This is a genomic window from Mycobacterium sp. (genome assembly GCF_035506235.1).
In the GTDB taxonomy this organism is placed as follows: Bacteria; Actinomycetota; Actinomycetes; order Mycobacteriales; family Mycobacteriaceae; genus Mycobacterium.
Genome location: NZ_DATJPU010000140.1, coordinates 55765 through 72134, shown reverse-complemented (window position 1 = coordinate 72134; position 16370 = coordinate 55765). Strand labels below are relative to the sequence as shown.

Genomic DNA, 16370 nt, shown 5'->3' with positions numbered 1-16370 from the left:
CCGCGGTACCGGGTTCGCTGGAGTTCGCTGTGAACGTGTGTTTACTGGGCGAGGCCGCGGGCCTATCGGGTGGGCGGGCGGAAATAATCGCGGTGCGATTCGGTTGAACGCTCAGTGCGCATTGGTGTCGTGTTCCCGCAGACCGAGCTGGGTGGAGACCCCGCAGTCGTACGTGCCTACGGGCGGCGCGTCGAGGAATTGGGCTTCACCCACATCCTCGCCTACGACCACGTCGTCGGCGCCGATCCGGCGGTGCACCAGGGCTGGCAGGGGCCCTACGACATCGATTCGACATTTCACGAGCCGTTCGTGATGTTCGGGTACCTGGCCGCGGTCACCTCGCTCGAACTCGTCACCGGCGTCATCATCCTGCCGCAGCGTCAGTCGGTGTTGGTGGCCAAGCAGGCCGCGGAGGTCGATCTGCTGACCGAGGGGCGGTTTCGGCTCGGTATCGGGTTGGGGTGGAACGCCGTTGAGTACGAGGCGCTCGGCGAGCAGTTCAGCAACCGCGGCAAGCGCTCCGAGGAGCAGGTCGAGGTCATGCGCAAGCTGTGGACCGAACGGTCGGTCACCTTCGACGGTAAGTACCACATGGTGACCGCCGCCGGCCTCGCCCCGATGCCGATCCAGCGGCCGATCCCGGTGTGGTTCGGCGCGGCTTCCGAGCGCGCCTACGAACGCGCCGGACGGCTCGGCGACGGCTGGTTTCCGATGATGGGGCCCGGACCCGGTCTCGATTACGCGCGTGAGCAGGTGGAGCGCGCGGCGGCGGCCGCGGGCCGCGATACCGGAGGCCTCGGGATGGAGGGCCGGGTCAATTGGACCGGCGATGCCGACAAGGCCGCCGCCGACATCGCCGACTGGAAAGCCGCCGGGGCCACCCACCTCTCGGTGAACACCATGAACGCCGGCCTGGCGACCGTCGACGACCACCTCGCCGCACTCGAGCGGGTCGCCGCTGACCTGAAGTGACGCATGTTTCGGTCCGTCAGTCGGTGCGGCTGGACCAGCCGCGGGGCAGGTCCTGGGGGGCGGTGTCGGACGATTCCCGAAAGATCTTGTGGCGGAATCGGGTTGGTGACGCTGGTCATTCCTCCGGTTGACTAGGTCAACAGGCTATCGGCCGAAGACCGCGAACCAGATCGCGATGTAGTGGCAGATCGCCGCGAGCGCGGTGCAGGCGTGAAACACCTCGTGATAGCCGAACGTCGTCGGCCAGGGGTCGGGCCAGCGCAGCCCGTAAAACAGCGCACCGACGCTGTACAGCGCGCCGCCGGCGGCCAGCAGCACCGTCGCGGCCATTCCGGCGTTGTGCAGGATCAGCCCGGTGTACCAGACCGCCACCCAGCCCAGCAGCAGATAGAGCGCCACCCCCAGCCAGCGCGGGGCGGTCGGCCAGAACAGTGTCAGCGCGATTCCGGCCAGCGCGCCGCCCCAGACGATCGCAAGCACCACGTGCCCGGTGCCGCGGGGCATGGCCAGCCTCGCGAACGGCGTATAGGTGCCGGCGATGAGCACGAAGATCATCGAGTGGTCGAGCCGCCTCATCCAATTCCGGAAGACCGCGGACTCCCAGTGGACGCGGTGATAAACGGCGCTGACGGCGAACATCGCCACTATCGCGAGGGTGTATGTCAGCGTCGAGTGCCCAGCCCGCTTGGACGCCTCCGCCCACGACACCACCACCAGTGGCGCACCCGCGATGACGGCCGCGACGGCGCAGTATTGATGGATCCAGCCGCGCAGCCGAGGCTTGGTCAGGGCGCCGGCGACAACAGCGGGCGGTCCGAACGGCTCAGGCTGTGGGGCCACATCGATCTGGTAGCTCAATGTCCCTCCCCACTCTCACGCCATTCGGCGTTAAGTGCCGCAATACCAGGTAATTCAGAGCCTGCCCGGATCATTTCGCCGCACCCTGTGCAAGCGCTATGTGGCGTCTGTGAATAGGGTTTCGAATTGTGCGATTCGGGAGATCCTGCCTAGAAACATCAGTCGGAGCTCTGGAGGAGATGCCGCGTGGACCAGCAAGTCAACATCGACCCACCGCCCGCGCCCGAAGACGCGAGGAAGGCCACCGCCGAGCAACGGGAACTGCAGGAAAAGCTGGAGCACCAGAACGACGACCCGGACGGACCCGGTTTGCACCAGTCCCGGCGCGACCTCCCCGATGAGAGCACGCGGTAGAGACGCTGCTGCCGCGCCTTGCCACCTATACCCTCAGCCCACCGGATATGCGCGACGACCGCTTGCTGATCACAGGGCAGACGTGCTGGCGGGTCGAGCGGGCTGACCAGTTGGGCTACACCATCGACGCCGCCGATTATTTCCGGCACGTCAAGGCGGCGATGCTGCGCGCCAAACATCGAATCATGCTGGTCGGCTGGGACTTCGACACCAGGGCGGCATTCGAACGGGGTGGGCAGAAATTAGCCGGCCCCAACCAGTTGGGCGCTTTCCTGTATTGGCTGCTCTGGCGAAGGCCGACTCTGGAGATCCATGTATTGAAATCCAATCTGCGCCTGCTGCCGGTGTTCGACGGCATCTGGTACGGCATCACCCCGGTGTCGGTTGTGAATCGGCTCAGCAGCAGGCGGTTGCATTTGGCCATCGACGGGGCCCGGCCGACCGGTTCTGTCCATCACCAGAAGATCGTGATCGTCGACGATGTCTTGGCGTTCTGTGGCGGCATCGACCTCACCCTGGACCGTTGGGACACCCCGGAACACAAGCACGACAACCGGTTTCGCCGAGCGCTCGGTCGCCGGTACGGCCCTCGGCACGAGGTCGCCACCGCGGTGGACGGCGCCGCGGCCGCCGCCCTCGCCGAGGTCGCCCGCGACAGGTGGCAGAGCGCGACCGATCAATCGCTGGACCCGGTCAACGGCGCGCATACCGTCTGGCCGTCGGGGTTGCGGCCGAGTTTGCGCGGGATCGACGTCGGAATCGCGCGTACGTTGCCCACGCTGGATGATCGTGCGGAGGTTCGCGAGGTAGAGGCGCTCAATCTCGCCGCGATCGCGGCGGCGCGCCGCACCGTCTACCTGGAGAACCAGTACCTGGCGGCCCGGTCGGTTGTCGAGGCGCTGGCCGCCCGGCTCAGGGAACGCGACGGGCCGGAGGTCGTCATCGTCATTCCTCGTCGAGGGTTGAACCGCCTCGAGCGGGAGACGATGGACGGTGCCCGCCACCGCCTGATCCAAGACCTCTGGGCCGCCGATGATCACCGTCGGTTAGGCGTCTACTGGCCGGAGACCGACGGCGGGTCATCGATCTACGTTCACTCGAAGGTTTTGATCGTCGACGATCGGCTGTTGCGCATCGGCTCGTCGAATTTCAACAACCGGTCGTTGGGATTCGACAGCGAGTGCGACCTCGCCGTCGAGGCGGACCCGAACGCCGAGGCGCATCAACATATCCGGCGGGCCATCGAGTCGGTGCGGCACCAACTGGTATATGAACACTTGGATGTGCCGACCGGCGAATTCGAACGGACGATGCGACAAGGGAAGTCGTTCTTGGAGGCCGTAGAGACGCTCCGCGGTCAGGGCAAGACGCTGCGGCGGTTCACGAGCCGGGCCGTGGCGAACGAGGACAGCCCGCTGGCCGAGAACGAATTGATGGATCCGGACCACGTTCCGCGATCGCTGACCCGCAGCATGCGACGGTTGATCGCAAGACTGTCCCCGTGATCGCTTGCCGGCGAAGATCGATGCCTTCCAACGCACTAACGCACGATTTTCAAGCTCAATTCAGCGGCGGAAAACGATCCATCTCATCGCGCTGTACATGTACGCCGCTTCGCAAACACCTGCTACGAGTCGCGACAACTGATAGTGCACCCCGATCGCCGCCAATAGGGTTGACACCCCGAGGATGAACGCCAGGTAATTGACGATGACGACCACGACGTAGACCACAACCTGGGGTCCGACCGGCGCATGGGACCGAAAGTTGAAGGTCCGATTGAGCGCGTAGCTGAGGGCGAACGCACACGCGTAAGCGACTGTGACGGCGACCGGCACCGGAAGGCGGAGCCCGCTGTGTAGACCCGTGAGGATCGCCAGGTCGATGCTGAAGGTGAGGCCGTTGATGAGGCAGAAGCCGAGGAAGGTCGGCGCGATGACCGATCCGATCCCGAACGGAAGCCGACCGACGACCGCCTCGCAGAACCGATGGAATCGGTCGACCCGCCGTGATCGGCCGGAACGCAATTCAGCACGCACACGGGTACGGTGCCACGGTCAGGTATCCGCCGCGTGATCAGTTGGCCAACTCTCCGCGGGGCATGACAGCGGCGCTCAGGCAGCTGCGGCAGACACTGGTCGCGGTTGCAGGCTTCGCCGACGAGATCGATGACGCGGTGGCTGTTGCCCCGGCCGTTTCCCGGTGGGACCAGCGCTGGGAACCAGCAGCGTCGCGGTGATCTAGCAGGCAATAAGGTGTCCTGGACGCAGTGCTCGCTAGCTCGTCTTTCGTTGTCGCGCCGTTCCCACACGCATCAGGCGATCCCAAAAGTCGTCGAGCTCCACCTGGCCCTGCTGGCGAGGCCTGCGCGGGTGAAACCGGGCCTCGTCGTAGGTCTCGGGGCATGAGAACTTGTGCAAGTGCAAACAGTCTGAAGGCCAACGCTTTTCGCGGGTGCAATCAAGATCGACTACCAGGCGTGTTCGGCGATCGATCGCGAAGCGGTTGCCCTGATAGCTTTCCGTCGTCGGGACCATCTCGGCATCGAACAATCCCCACCCGCCATAAGCCGTGTTCAGCCACACCGTCTCTGCACCACAGTGACCGCACGGCGCGATGGTCGAAGGTTGTTCCCAGCAAGGCACAACCGGAGTGTAGGGAGCCACCCCGACACCGGCCGTCTGACACGCGGGACGCCTCCGACGATCACGGCGACACGAACCGGCGAAGCGTATCGGCGTGTTTCGCAGCGGTGTCGGCACGTTAGTGTGCTTGGGTCGGCCTAGCGAACAAGCCGACAGAAAAGTTGAGCAAATTGATGACCGCAGCAACAGAAGCGTCGGCGCTCGAATCGCGGGTCGGCCACTACTACCAGATGGACGGCACCTACCTGGTCGGCCGCGAAAAGGTGCGCGAGTACGCCCGCGCTGTGCAGGACTACCACCCCGTACATTGGGATGTCGCCGCCGCCGCGGACCTGGGTTACCCGGGCCTGGTGGCGCCGCTGACCTTCACCTCGGTCCCGGGCATGGCCTGCAATCGGCGCATGTTCGAATCGGTGGTCGTCGGTTACGACACCTACATGCAAACCGAAGAAGTCTTCGAGCAACACCGCCCGATCGTGGCCGGCGACGAATTGCGCATCGACGTCGAACTGTCGTCGGTGCGCCGGGTCGCCGGCCGAGACCTGATCACCGTGACCAACACCTTCACCGACGCCGCCGGCGAGCGGGTGCACACTTTGCACACCACCGTCGTCGGCGTCACCGCCGAGGACGTCGATCCGGCGATCAAGTCGGCGGTGCCGAACATCATGATGCACGACGTGAACATCCTCGCGATCGCCAATTCCGATGGCCCCTACCGGAAGACGGTCCGTCCCGAGGGTGCGGTCCGGATCGCCGAGGAAGGAATGGCCCGCGCGCCGGGGACGCCGTCCTTCGATGACGTCCAGGTCGGCGACGAGCTACCGGTGCGCCACGCCCGACTGTCCCGCGGGGACCTGGTGAACTATTCCGGCGTGGCCGGCGACGCCAACCCGATTCACTGGGACGAGCACATCGCCAAGCTGGCCGGCCTGCCCGATGTGATCGCCCACGGAATGCTCACCATGGGCCTGGGCGCCGGATTCGGCTCCGCATGGTCGGGCGACCCCGGCGCGGTTACTCGTTACGCGGTGCGGTTGTCCCAGCCGGCGATCGTGTCGGCCGCTGAGGGCGCGGACATCGAATTCAGCGGCCGGATCAAGTCGCTGGACCCGGCGACCCGCACCGGTGTCGTCATTGTCTCCGCGAAGTCCGGTGGCCGGAAGATCTTCGGCCTGGCGACGTTGAACATTCGCTTCCGCTGAGGTGGCCGCCATGGTGACGGCGGCCGCCTTCGGTGACGGTCAGTGGCGGTGAATGTTCCCCGTGATGATTGCCCACGCGAACCACACGAAGAACGCGATGCTGGCGATGAACATCAACGCCGCAAACGCGATCGAGTAGACCTTCGAGAATCGTTCACAGCGGTCGAGCTTGCCCGAGGTGTATTGGTCGACTCCGAGGTCGGCCAGGCCAAGATTCCCAAGGAGACCGAACCCTTCGGCCTCCGCGGCAATATGGGCGGGCGACCTGCAATCAAGCGGCCCGGCCTTAACGCGCCAGGCATACCGAAACTGGTGGCCGTTCCATATCGAAAAACGCATCGGCCGAATCGCGATCCTCCGATTCGTCGTAGCCGTCAGCCATGCCCATTGGGGCAGGCTAGCACCGCCCTCGCGGCAAGGCCTGGCCGGAGAGCTCACGGGCCACCTCCCCCGGGCTTGCGCTGCAGCACAACAGCTTTCACGCATGCCGTATGCATCGAGCGGCGCTGCGGCACAAAGGATTTCGCAGAGCGATCGGCGTGGTCACGTCGGCTACTGCGTCACCGCCGCCGGCGGCGGCGAAACGATCGATCAGCGCGGCGGCGGTCGGACGGAACACCTCCGCAATGTCATGAGCTGATTTTGGCGCGAATAGCTGCTGGTTAACCTCGAGATCGCGGTCGGGAACGGCACGGGCGCGATCCAACCTTGTATCGTCCAGATGCGCTAATACCTGCTCCCGCCCGACGACGAACACCCAGTTAGCCCGTGGATCTCGCAAAACCGGACCGGCCTGTCGCCCCAGGCGCCAACCCAAGCCGCGGTCCGTGCTTAGGGCGGTTCCCGCCTCGGCGGGAAAGACGGGACAGTCGGCAAGCTTCACATGCGCCCCTGCTTATTCCCAGCGGTGTGGCGCTGTCATTGCCACAACTTCACCACCATGCCTATCAGCGAATCCTTACGCCCGGACCATAATCTGCTGACCGCCGCGGCGCACCCAAGAGCGACCGTACCCGTCCGCGCCGACCGCTGATTTCCGGATCGCACGTTCGTCCGCGAAGGGCCAGCGCAAAACGCAGGCCCGGCGTAAGCGGGTGGCTAGGGCTCACGCACTGTCAGACACCTAGTGCTAACCCGTCTCCCGGCTTGTGGCAGATCCGCCATTTGTACGTCACGAAGGCGGCAATTGCGCCATCTTGGATTGAAACCTACAGTTGCAGAATTTCCGCCCCCCAGCAACGTTTACAGTGGGGCGGTCACCTCGCCATGTTGGCGAACCGCGACAAGTGCAGCTGGTGCGCGACGGTGACTGTCTTGGTCGGGCCGTTACGGTGTTTGGCGAGAATGAAATCCGCCTCTCCCCCGCGCGGGTCGTCGCGCTCGAACGCGTCGGGCCGGTGCAGCAGGATGACGACGTCGGCATCTTGCTCCAGGCTCCCGGATTCCCTTAGATCAGCTAACATTGGCTTCTTGTCGGTGCGCTGCTCGGGGCCACGGTTGAGCTGGCTGATCGCCACCACCGGCACCTCGAGCTCTTTGGCCAAAAGCTTGAGATGCCTTGAGAATTCGGAGACTTCCACCTGACGCGACTCGTGCTTCTTGCCCGACGTCATCAGCTGCATGTAGTCGATCACGATCAGCCTCAGGTCGGCCTTCTGCCGCAGCCGGCGCGCCTTGGCCCGGATCTCCATCATGGTGAGGTTGGGCGAGTCGTCGATATACAGTGGTGCCTCGCTGATTTCGCTCATCCGCCGCGCCAACCGCGTCCAGTCGTCGTCGTTCATCCGGCCCGAACGCATGTCGGCGAGCTTGATCTTCGCCTCCGCTGACAGCAGCCGCATCACGATCTCCGACTTGCTCATCTCCAGCGAAAAGATGACGCTGGCCATGCGGTTCTTGATCGAACACGACCGCATGAAGTCCAGTCCCAGTGTGGAATTGTGCGTCGGCACCATTCCTGGGCCGGCCAGATACAGGCGCGAGGCATTGTCCACCTCGACACAGCGCACGGGAACGCTGTCCACCCGTCGCACCGACTCGATCTGCAATACCGGAGCCAACACGGTCGTAATGGTCCCGTGCTCGGCGGAGCGCATCGTTGACCCCGCCGCGGCGATAGTGTCCCAACCGCACCGCAACTGAGACGATGTCCGGATGCCGCGAGTCGTGGGCCATTGGTGCGCGGCGTCGGCGACAATGACCGTCCCGTCAGAAAATTCGATCTCGTAACACGGGTGGCCCAGCATGACCTCGGTCGCGGCCACCACCCGTGTCGGCTTCCCGTCGGCGTCGAGCAGCTCATCACCGACCGCGACGTCACCCATCGTCGTCCAGCCGTACGGGGTGGGCAGCGGCGTATTCAAAGCGAGCGCTTTGCCCACGCCCGGTCGGGCCGCCACGATGATCATCTGCCCGGGATGCAGGCCGTTGGTCACCTCGTCGAGTTCGGTGAAGCCGGTCGGCACGCCGCGCGATACACCGCCGCTGGAGGCGATGGCGTCGATCTCGTCCATCGTCGGCTGCAGCAGGTCTTCGAGCGGTACGAAGTCCTCGGACAGCCGACGGTCGGCGACGTCGTAGATCTCGGCCTGGGCGCGGTCGACGATCTCGGCCACGTCGGCGCCTTCGGCACCCGCGTAGCCGTATTGCACCACCCGGGTCCCGGCCTCAACCAGCCGGCGCAGCAGCGCCTTCTCGGCGACGATGCCCGCGTAGTAGCCGGCATTGGCGGCCGTCGGCACCGTCGAGATCAGGGTGTGCAGATACGGCGCCCCGCCGATGCGACGCAGCAAGCCGCGGCGGTCCAGTTCGGCGGCCACCGTCACGGCGTCGGCCGGCTCACCCCGCCCGTAGAGGTCGAGGATCGCGTCGTAGACGTTCTGGTGCGCCGGGCGGTAAAAGTCGCCGGGCCGCAACCGTTCCAGCACGTCGGCGATGGCGTCCTTGCTCAGCAGCATCCCGCCCAGCACCGACTGCTCCGCGGCGAGATCCTGCGGGGGCTGACGACCGAAGTCTTCACTCGGCGGCGACGAACCCACGCCAGACGTCAGGTCATCGACGACCGCCATGGACTCTCAACCTCCCCTAGCACGAGTACCCGAACATACATTCGATAACCGACGGTCAGAGCTTAAGTCAAGACGCCGACACCCAACGACCACATGCACCCATATCGCATCGCGCCGGGACGACCGTAAACGTTGCTGGCCAGCACTTAAAGGGGCGCTTGTTCATAACGCTGTGCATCGTGTGTGCATATCCTTCGACACCTGTGTTGAGCGGGCTGTGGAGAACCTGTGGATTAATTCGACGCAGTGTGACATTACTGCTGATAAGGGTCGTACAACCTGTCCCATTTGGTGTGGACAAGAATCTCTACGGCGTGTCGGCGCAGGTTACTGCGCCGGGCGTGTTGGCTTTCAACCACATTTTCGCCGCGTTACGGGGTGGTTAAGGGGTTCGCGCGACGAGCCCCTGGAAATAGTTCGCCAGCCGGCCAGGCACGACGGGCGGGCAAGGCTTGGGCAAAGCGCACGCCAGGCGCCGAAAATCCGGCGACGGCCGACTTGCGGCCGCCGCCCGAAAAGAGCAAACGCTACTTACTTAGCTGTCCGCGACAACGTCGACCGCGACGTCGACGTCGATCTCCGGGTGCAGATGCACCGACACCCGATGCGTGCCGACGGCCTTGATGTGGGTCTTGGGCAACCGGACGGTACGCTTGTCGAGGTTTGGCCCCCCGGCCTTCTTGATGGCCGCGACGATGTCAGCGGCGGTCACCGAGCCGAACAGCTTGCCCGAGTCGCCCGCGGCCTTGACAGGCAGCGTGACCGGGCCCAGCGAATCGATCGCCGACCTGATCTCGTTGGCGTGCTCGAGGTCGCGGACCGTCTTGGTCACGCGGGCCCGCCGGATTTCGTCCGCCTGCTTCTGAGCCCCACGCGAGGCGAGGATCGCCAAGCCGCGCGGGAGCAGGAAGTTGCGCCCGTACCCGTCCTTCACTTCCACCGCGTCGCCGACGGTCCCGAGGTGGTCGACGTCCGCAGTCAGAATCAGCTTCATCGTTACAAACTCTCCGTTGGTCTTTCGGCGACTAACGCGCCGAAGAGGTGAAGGGCAGCAGTGCCACCTCGCGGGCATTCTTCACCGCGGTCGCGATGTCACGTTGGTGCTGCACGCAGTTGCCGGTGACACGGCGCGCCCGGATCTTGCCGCGCTCACTGATGTAAGTGCGCAGCAGCGCGGTGTCCTTATAGTCGATGTTTTGCTCTTTCTTCGCGCAGAAGACGCACTTGCGCGCCTTGACCGGCTTTTCCGGAGCCGGGCGCCGCTTGTTGGACTTGGCCATGCCTGTCTTTCTTTTCGTTTACTACTGAACTGAAGTTCTGGGCTCAGAACGGGGGCTCGTCGTCGCCGCCACCGAAGGACCCTGAAGCCGGGGCGCTGCCCCACGGGTCGTCACCGGGTGCACTGGCCGGCTGTGCCGGCGCCGGCGCCGGCGCCGGGCGAGAGCCCCCGCCCCCGCCGAAGCCACCGCCCCCGCCGCCGCGGCTGGCCTTGTTGACCTTGGCGGTGGCGTACCGAAGCGAAGGCCCGATCTCGTCGACCTCGACCTCGACGACGGTGCGCTTCTCCCCCTCGCGCGTTTCGAAGGAACGCTGCTTGAGCCGCCCGGTGACGATCACCCGCGAGCCACGGGTGAGGCTCTCCGCGACGTTCTCGGCGGCCTCCCGCCAGATGTTGCAGCGCAGGAACAGCGCCTCGCCGTCCTTCCATTCCCCGCTCTGGCGGTCATAGATCCGCGGCGTCGACGCCACGGTGAAGTTCGCCACGGCAGCACCCGAGGGAGTGAACCGCAGTTCGGGGTCCGCAGTCAGGTTGCCGACAACGGTGATAGTGGTGTCACCAGCCACAGTTTCCTCCTCGATCCGCCCTCACGGGGTGCGGCGGAAGCGCGATCGTCATGAGCGTAGTCTCGCCGAGCCTACGCAGCTTCGACGACAACCGGCACTCAGTGCTTGTCCGTGCGCATCACCTTGGTGCGCAGCACCGACTCGTTGAGGCTCAGCTGGCGGTCGAGCTCGGACACCGTCGCCGGCTCGGCCTTCAGGTCGACGACGACGTAGATGCCCTCGGCATGCTTGGCGATCTCGTAGGCCAACCGGCGCTTGCCCCAGATGTCGACCTTGTCGACGCTTCCGCCGTCCTTGCGGACGACGTTGAGGAACGTCTCCAGGGACGGGGCAACAGTGCGTTCGTCGAGCGTGGGGTCAAGAATGACCATGATTTCGTATGGACGCATGGAAACCTCACCACCTCCTCTGGTCTGTGCGGCCACGGCCTGTCCGTGGCAGGAGGGTCGCCTGCGTCGGCAACCGCACCAGGGTACCGGACGCGGGGCCGACCGGAAAAATCCTGCTTACTGCCGGGCTTGCAGGTACTCGTTCGCCCTGACCACGGTGGGCTGGTCGGCCTTGGCGAGCGTGCCCGCATCGAACGGCGGCTGCGGGTCGTATTCGATGAGCAACTGGACGGCCTGCGCGGCCCGTCGATCGACCAGGAGTTCAACCAGCCGCAAGGCCATGTCGATGCCGCTGGACACGCCCGCGGCCGTGATGATGCGCTGCGGTAAGTGCTCGACGACCCGGTCCGGGACGTAACGCGCGCCCAGCTCGTTGAGCTGGTCCGCGGCGCGCCAATGGGTGGCCGCGGTGACTCCATCGAGCAGGCCCGCGGCGGCCAGCAACAGCGTGCCCGTGCACACCGAGGTGGTGAAGGTGGTGTTGGGATGCACCGATTGCAGCCACGCGCGGATGGCGTCTCCTCCCGCGTCGCGGATCAGCCGGCGGGTTCCGATGCCGCCGGGGACCACCACCACATCGGGAGCGCCGACCTCATCGAAGGTGGCGTCGCAGGTGACGCCGAGCATCCCGTTCTCGGTGCGCACCTCCCCTCGGCGGTGCCCCGCGAACACGACGTCGATCGACGGAATCCGTTGCAGCACTTCGTAGGGGCCCACGGCGTCGAGCGCGGTGAACCGATCGAACAGCGGGATCGCGACGAGCGTCATGGCTACCCCAAGGCCACTGCTTCGGTGTCGAGTTCCGGCGCCGGCGCGTCCGCGCGCCGCAGCCCGGGCGGCCGCAGCCGGCCCGGCAGCCACCGGGGCGGTGCGTCGGAGGCACGGTCGAACGGGCCGCCCGCCGGGTCGTCCACGCGGCCGTCCCAGCGCACCAGGTCCTCCTCGGGGCGATAGATCTGCCGGACCACCAGCGCGCACAGCGCCACGACGGCGACGTCACGCAGCAACACCGTCGTGGTGAAGAACTGCTCCGGCAGCCCCCGGTTCGGATTGCCGTACAGGTAATACATCCGCGGTACCCACACCAGGGCGTCAATCATCATCCAGGCCAACAGGATTCGGCGATGCGGCAAGGCCAGCACCGCCAGCGGCACCAGCCACAACGAGAACTGGGGGCTCCATACCTTGTTGGTCAACAGGAACGCGGCCACCACCAGGAACACCAGCTGAGCCAGCCGCGGTCGCCGCGGAGCGGTGAGTGCGACGTACGCGATCGCCGCGCAGCACACGGTGAACGTCACAGCGACCACCGCGTTCAACACGGTCGGCGGCTGCCAGAAGCCCAGCTTCGGATCGAAACCCCGCCAGCCGGTGAACGATTTCACCACGTTGTACAACGAGTCCATGTCGTCGCCGCGGCGGGTGTTGAGCCGGAAGAACTCGGACCAGCCCCGCGGGAACAGCACCAGCACGGGAAGATTCACCAATAGCCAGGTCGCCGCGGCCGTCCCCGCGGTGCGCGCGAAGGCGCCGAGGCGACCGGTGCGGATCCCCAGCACCAGCATCGGCCCGAAAAACAGCAGCGGATAAAGCTTGGCCGCGGCGCCCAAGCCGATCAGCACACCGGCAAGCACCGGTTTTCTTCGCGCCCAGGCCAGCAGACCGCCCATCGCGAAAGCCGTTGCCAGGGCGTCGAAGTTGGTGAAAATCTGAAAGATCACCACCGGCGAGGCGGCCACCAGGGCCGCGTCCCAGATGCGTCTGCCCGCCAGGCCCGCGGTCGCCCAGACGGTGGCCAACCAGGCCAACGCCAAGCCGAACGCCGCCACGTTGAAAAACATCACCACCTCGGCGACAACCGGCAGTGGGGCGAGCTTGCTCAGCGCGGTATACGTCTTGGCCACCGCCATCGACGCGTACTGATAGACGCCGGTCAGCACCGGATACTCCATGTATCTCACCGCGGGCCGCCCGTCGTAGCGGGTCTGGGGAGCTCCGCTGGAGTCGGTCTCGATCCAACTCGACTTGTACGGAAACTTGCCCTGGCTCAACAACTCCGCGCCGTACAGGGGCACGGTGTCGGAGTAGCACAGCTCGTAGTAGGCGCGCTGGTTCTCCCAATTGGCGACCCGCTGATCGCCCGTTCCGGTGCCGCTGCTCTGCAGGCACGCCGCCTTGGTCGACCAGCCGAGCGCCAGGAACACCAACGCGATCACGTACATCACCCGCACCGGCGTCATCACCCGGGTCCGGCCGATCAGCGCGTGCCGACCCACGGGCCCGCCGCCGACCTCGGCCAGCGCAGCGCCCAAGAAATCGGTGCGGCTTGGGCAATCGCGGTTGTCGAGGCCGCGCAGATCAGCCGCCAACGGCTGCGGTGAGATGGTGGCGCTCTGCTGCCGAGCGCCGGTCACGGTGGCGGCGGGGGCGCTTGCGGGCCGGCCGGTGGGACGCCGGGCGGCTGGAACCCGCCCGGGCCACCCGGCTGCGGGCCGCCCGCCTGCGGGCCGCCCGGCTGCGGGCCGCCCGGCTGGTTGCCGCCCGGCGGCGGCGGCGCGTTGGTGATCGTCGTGGGCGGACCGACCGGGATCGTGATGCCCGGGGCCACCTCGATGGTGGGCTGAATGACGCTCACCTGCGGCGGCGCCGGCGGCGGGGGCGCGGCGGGGACGCCCGCATAGCCGCCGATCTCGCTGGGTTTGGGGAAGCTCTCGTTGGAGCTGCCCTTGAGGGCGCCGTCCATGGTCGACTTCCAAATGTCGGAAGGCAGCCCGGAGCCGTAAACCTCAGCGCCCGAAGCGGTCACCAGCGGCACGTTGTCCTGGACCGTGCCCACCCACGCGGCCGTCGACAGCGACGGCGTGTATCCGACCATCCAGGCGTCCTTGTTGGCCTGGGTGTCGCCCAGCTGCACCGTCCCCGTCTTGGCCGCCGACGGGCGGCCCCCGGCCAGACTGTGGCCGCGCGAGTAGGCGGCGATCGGCTGCATCGCGGCGGTGACGTTATCCGCGACGCCCTTGTCGATTCGGTTCTCGCCGCTGTTGTCGGAGTTGCCCGCGTCGAAAAGCACCTGCCCCTCGGCATTGACGACCTTCTGCACCAGGTGCGGTCGGTGATAGACGCCGGACGCGGCCAGGGTGGCGTACGCCGAGGCCATGTCGATCGGTCGGGTTTGATACTGGCCCAGCACTACTCCGTTGTTCGGTGGGCCGCCCTTGCCGTCCTCGGAGAGGGTGTGCGCGACGCCGGGGAAGCTCTTTGCGACGCCGGCCTGGTGCGCGGCGTCCGCGACGGCCTGCGGTCCGCCCTTGAGCTTGAGCATCAGCCGGTAGTAGGCGGTGTTGAGCGAGAGCTTCAGCGCTTCGGCGATATTGCACGTCCCACAGCTCTCGCCGTCGACGTTGGTGATCTTGATCCCGTCGACGGTGAGCGGGGAGCTGTCGACCTGATAGCCCAGGCCGATGCCTTGTTGCAGCGCAGCGACCAGGGCGAACACCTTGAACGACGATCCGGTCTGCAGCCCGGCCTGAGCGAAGTCGAAACCGTTGGCATCCGATCCGCCGTAGTAGGCGCGTATTGCGCCGTTGTGCGGATCGATCGACACCACGGCCGACCGCATATCGGGGTCCTGCCCGTCCAGATATTTCGACACCGACTTCTCGGCGGCCTGCTGGGCCTTCGGATCGATCGTCGTGGTGACCTGCAGGCCCTGGGTGTTCAGCGTCTGCTCATCGATGTTGAAGAGCTCCATCAGCTCTTTGGTCACCTGGCGTTCGATCAGCCCGTCGGGGCCGGTGGTCTGGTTCTGCGCACGGGCCTGATCGGGCGGCAAGGTCACCGGGAAGACCTGTGCCGCACGGTCACTCGGTGACAGCGCCTTGGTTTCCACCATGCCGTCCAGCACCCAGTTCCAGCGCTCCGCGGCGCCCTTCGGGTCGACCGCCGGGTCCAGCGACGACGGCCGGCGGATCAGCGCCGCCAGCAGCGCCCCCTCCGAGACGGTGAGCTGCTCGACCGGCTTGTCGAAGTACGCCTTCGCGGCGGCCGAGATCCCGTAGGCGCCGCGGCCGAAGTAGATGATGTTCAGGTAGGCCTGCAAGACATCGTCTTTGGACCACTCCCCCGACATCTTGGTGGCGATCACCAATTCCTTGGCCTTGCGCATCAGACCGCTGAACCCGTGTTGCGCCGAACCGACGAGCGCGTTCTTCACATACTGCTGGGTGATCGTGGAGCCGCCTTGCAGGTCGCCGCCGCCGAACAGGTCGTTGTTCACCGCCCGGGCGAAGCCGCTGAACGAAATGCCCGGGTTCGTATAGAAGTTGCGGTCCTCGGCGGCGATCACCGCCTGGCGCACATGCACGGGCACCTGGCTGATGTTGACGTCGACCCGATTGCCTTCGGGCGGAACGATCTTTGCGATCTCCGAGCCGTCGCTGGCCAGGATCGTCGACACCTGGTTGGTGCGAATGTTGCCGGGCTTGGGGACGTCGACGATGAAGTACGCCATGGCGAAGGTGACGATCGGCAACAGCACCAGCGCCGCCAGCGTGAGGTAGGCCGCGCGTCGCACCCAGAGCCAGTTGATCTGGTCGACCCAGCTCCAATCGATTCCGGGTCGCGGCCCTCCGGGCCCCCCGGGCCCCCCGGGCCCGCCCGGGGGCCGGGGCGGAGGCCCGTCGGGCGGGCGGCGTCCGTGCATCGGCCCCTCCCGCCGCGGCGACCTCGCGGACCGCCCGTCCAGCGCGGCCTTGACCTCGTCGAGCGGGTCCCGCTGCAGCGGCGCCGACACGGGGCTGTCTAATGCCGCCTTGACCTCCTGGATGGGGTCGGGCCGTCGGGGCGCGCGGTCATCGACGACGGCCGGCAGGACCGTGGTCAACCGGTCGTCGGGGGGAACCGGGCGGCGGCGGCCCGGCCCTGGCGGCGCGTCGCGCCCCGGGCGGCCTGAATCGTCCGGTCGGTCGGTGCTCGCGTGCTTGCCCACGCGCTCAGTCGCTGATTCGTTCAGGTCACGGGGCGACTGGTCGTGGC

The 16370-nt window shown here is 66.3% G+C and carries 16 protein-coding genes and 1 pseudogene; 4 read left to right on the top strand and 13 right to left on the bottom strand.

What is annotated here, in order from left to right:
• The first annotated feature begins 114 nt into the window (after positions 1–114).
• The gene (locus tag VMD50_RS13200; RefSeq protein WP_325428189.1) at positions 115–972 is read left to right on the top strand and encodes an LLM class F420-dependent oxidoreductase; all 858 of its coding nucleotides are present in this window, start codon (positions 115–117) and stop codon (positions 970–972) included.
• Positions 973–1116: 144 nt separating this feature from the next.
• On the opposite strand, the gene trhA is transcribed toward VMD50_RS13200, so the two are convergent.
• Positions 1117–1830 carry a PAQR family membrane homeostasis protein TrhA gene (gene trhA, locus VMD50_RS13195; RefSeq protein WP_414686059.1) on the bottom strand — a complete coding sequence of 238 codons (714 nt, stop codon included), beginning with the start codon at positions 1828–1830 and terminating at the stop codon, positions 1117–1119.
• A gap of 186 nt (positions 1831–2016) precedes the next feature.
• Between trhA and VMD50_RS13190 the strand changes: the two genes are divergently transcribed.
• Positions 2017–2184, top strand: a complete 168-nt coding sequence (locus VMD50_RS13190; RefSeq protein ID WP_325428188.1) for a hypothetical protein — start codon at positions 2017–2019, stop codon at positions 2182–2184.
• Between the two features lie 47 nt (positions 2185–2231).
• On the top strand, positions 2232–3689 hold the full coding sequence (locus VMD50_RS13185; protein ID WP_325428187.1) for a phospholipase D-like domain-containing protein: 1458 nt from the start codon (positions 2232–2234) through the stop codon (positions 3687–3689).
• 60 nt (positions 3690–3749) lie between these two features.
• On the opposite strand, the gene VMD50_RS13180 is transcribed toward VMD50_RS13185, so the two are convergent.
• Both VMD50_RS13180 and VMD50_RS13175 read right to left on the bottom strand, forming a co-directional pair.
• The gene (locus tag VMD50_RS13180; protein ID WP_325428186.1) at positions 3750–4223 is read right to left on the bottom strand and encodes a GtrA family protein; all 474 of its coding nucleotides are present in this window, start codon (positions 4221–4223) and stop codon (positions 3750–3752) included.
• Positions 4224–4460: 237 nt separating this feature from the next.
• Positions 4461–4769: a hypothetical protein gene (locus VMD50_RS13175; protein ID WP_325428185.1), complete on the bottom strand. Its 309-nt coding sequence runs from the start codon at positions 4767–4769 to the stop codon at positions 4461–4463.
• Between the two features lie 233 nt (positions 4770–5002).
• Here VMD50_RS13175 and VMD50_RS13170 point away from each other — a divergent pair, with 233 nt between their 5' ends.
• Positions 5003–6034 carry a fused (3R)-hydroxyacyl-ACP dehydratase subunits HadA/HadB gene (locus tag VMD50_RS13170; protein ID WP_325428184.1) on the top strand — a complete coding sequence of 344 codons (1032 nt, stop codon included), beginning with the start codon at positions 5003–5005 and terminating at the stop codon, positions 6032–6034.
• A gap of 39 nt (positions 6035–6073) precedes the next feature.
• Here VMD50_RS13170 and VMD50_RS13165 read toward each other — a convergent pair whose 3' ends face one another.
• From VMD50_RS13165 to VMD50_RS13120, 10 genes and pseudogenes are all read right to left on the bottom strand, one after another.
• Positions 6074–6472 carry a hypothetical protein gene (locus VMD50_RS13165; RefSeq protein ID WP_325428183.1) on the bottom strand — a complete coding sequence of 133 codons (399 nt, stop codon included), beginning with the start codon at positions 6470–6472 and terminating at the stop codon, positions 6074–6076.
• A gap of 40 nt (positions 6473–6512) precedes the next feature.
• Positions 6513–6917, bottom strand: coding sequence for a hypothetical protein (locus VMD50_RS13160; RefSeq protein WP_325428182.1), 405 nt, complete (start codon positions 6915–6917; stop codon positions 6513–6515).
• A 373-nt stretch (positions 6918–7290) separates the two neighbouring features.
• A complete protein-coding gene (gene dnaB, locus VMD50_RS13155) occupies positions 7291–9102 on the bottom strand; it encodes a replicative DNA helicase (RefSeq protein ID WP_325428181.1) in 1812 nt (603 codons plus the stop codon).
• A gap of 535 nt (positions 9103–9637) precedes the next feature.
• Positions 9638–10096 carry a 50S ribosomal protein L9 gene (rplI, locus tag VMD50_RS13150; RefSeq protein WP_325428180.1) on the bottom strand — a complete coding sequence of 153 codons (459 nt, stop codon included), beginning with the start codon at positions 10094–10096 and terminating at the stop codon, positions 9638–9640.
• A gap of 31 nt (positions 10097–10127) precedes the next feature.
• Positions 10128–10382: a 30S ribosomal protein S18 gene (rpsR, locus tag VMD50_RS13145; RefSeq protein WP_325428179.1), complete on the bottom strand. Its 255-nt coding sequence runs from the start codon at positions 10380–10382 to the stop codon at positions 10128–10130.
• A 43-nt stretch (positions 10383–10425) separates the two neighbouring features.
• Positions 10426–10947, bottom strand: coding sequence for a single-stranded DNA-binding protein (locus tag VMD50_RS13140; RefSeq protein ID WP_325428178.1), 522 nt, complete (start codon positions 10945–10947; stop codon positions 10426–10428).
• A gap of 98 nt (positions 10948–11045) precedes the next feature.
• A complete protein-coding gene (gene rpsF, locus VMD50_RS13135) occupies positions 11046–11336 on the bottom strand; it encodes a 30S ribosomal protein S6 (RefSeq protein ID WP_061557737.1) in 291 nt (96 codons plus the stop codon).
• 117 nt (positions 11337–11453) lie between these two features.
• Positions 11454–12104: a DJ-1/PfpI family protein gene (locus tag VMD50_RS13130; protein WP_325428177.1), complete on the bottom strand. Its 651-nt coding sequence runs from the start codon at positions 12102–12104 to the stop codon at positions 11454–11456.
• Positions 12061–13750: pseudogene (locus tag VMD50_RS13125) on the bottom strand (glycosyltransferase family 87 protein); the annotation flags it as partial. The gene VMD50_RS13130 and the pseudogene VMD50_RS13125, both read right to left, overlap by 44 nt.
• Entirely contained in the window at positions 13747–16323 is a 2577-nt protein-coding gene (locus VMD50_RS13120; RefSeq protein ID WP_414686058.1) for a transglycosylase domain-containing protein, read from the bottom strand. The pseudogene VMD50_RS13125 and the gene VMD50_RS13120, both read right to left, overlap by 4 nt.
• Positions 16324–16370: the final 47 nt, after the last annotated feature.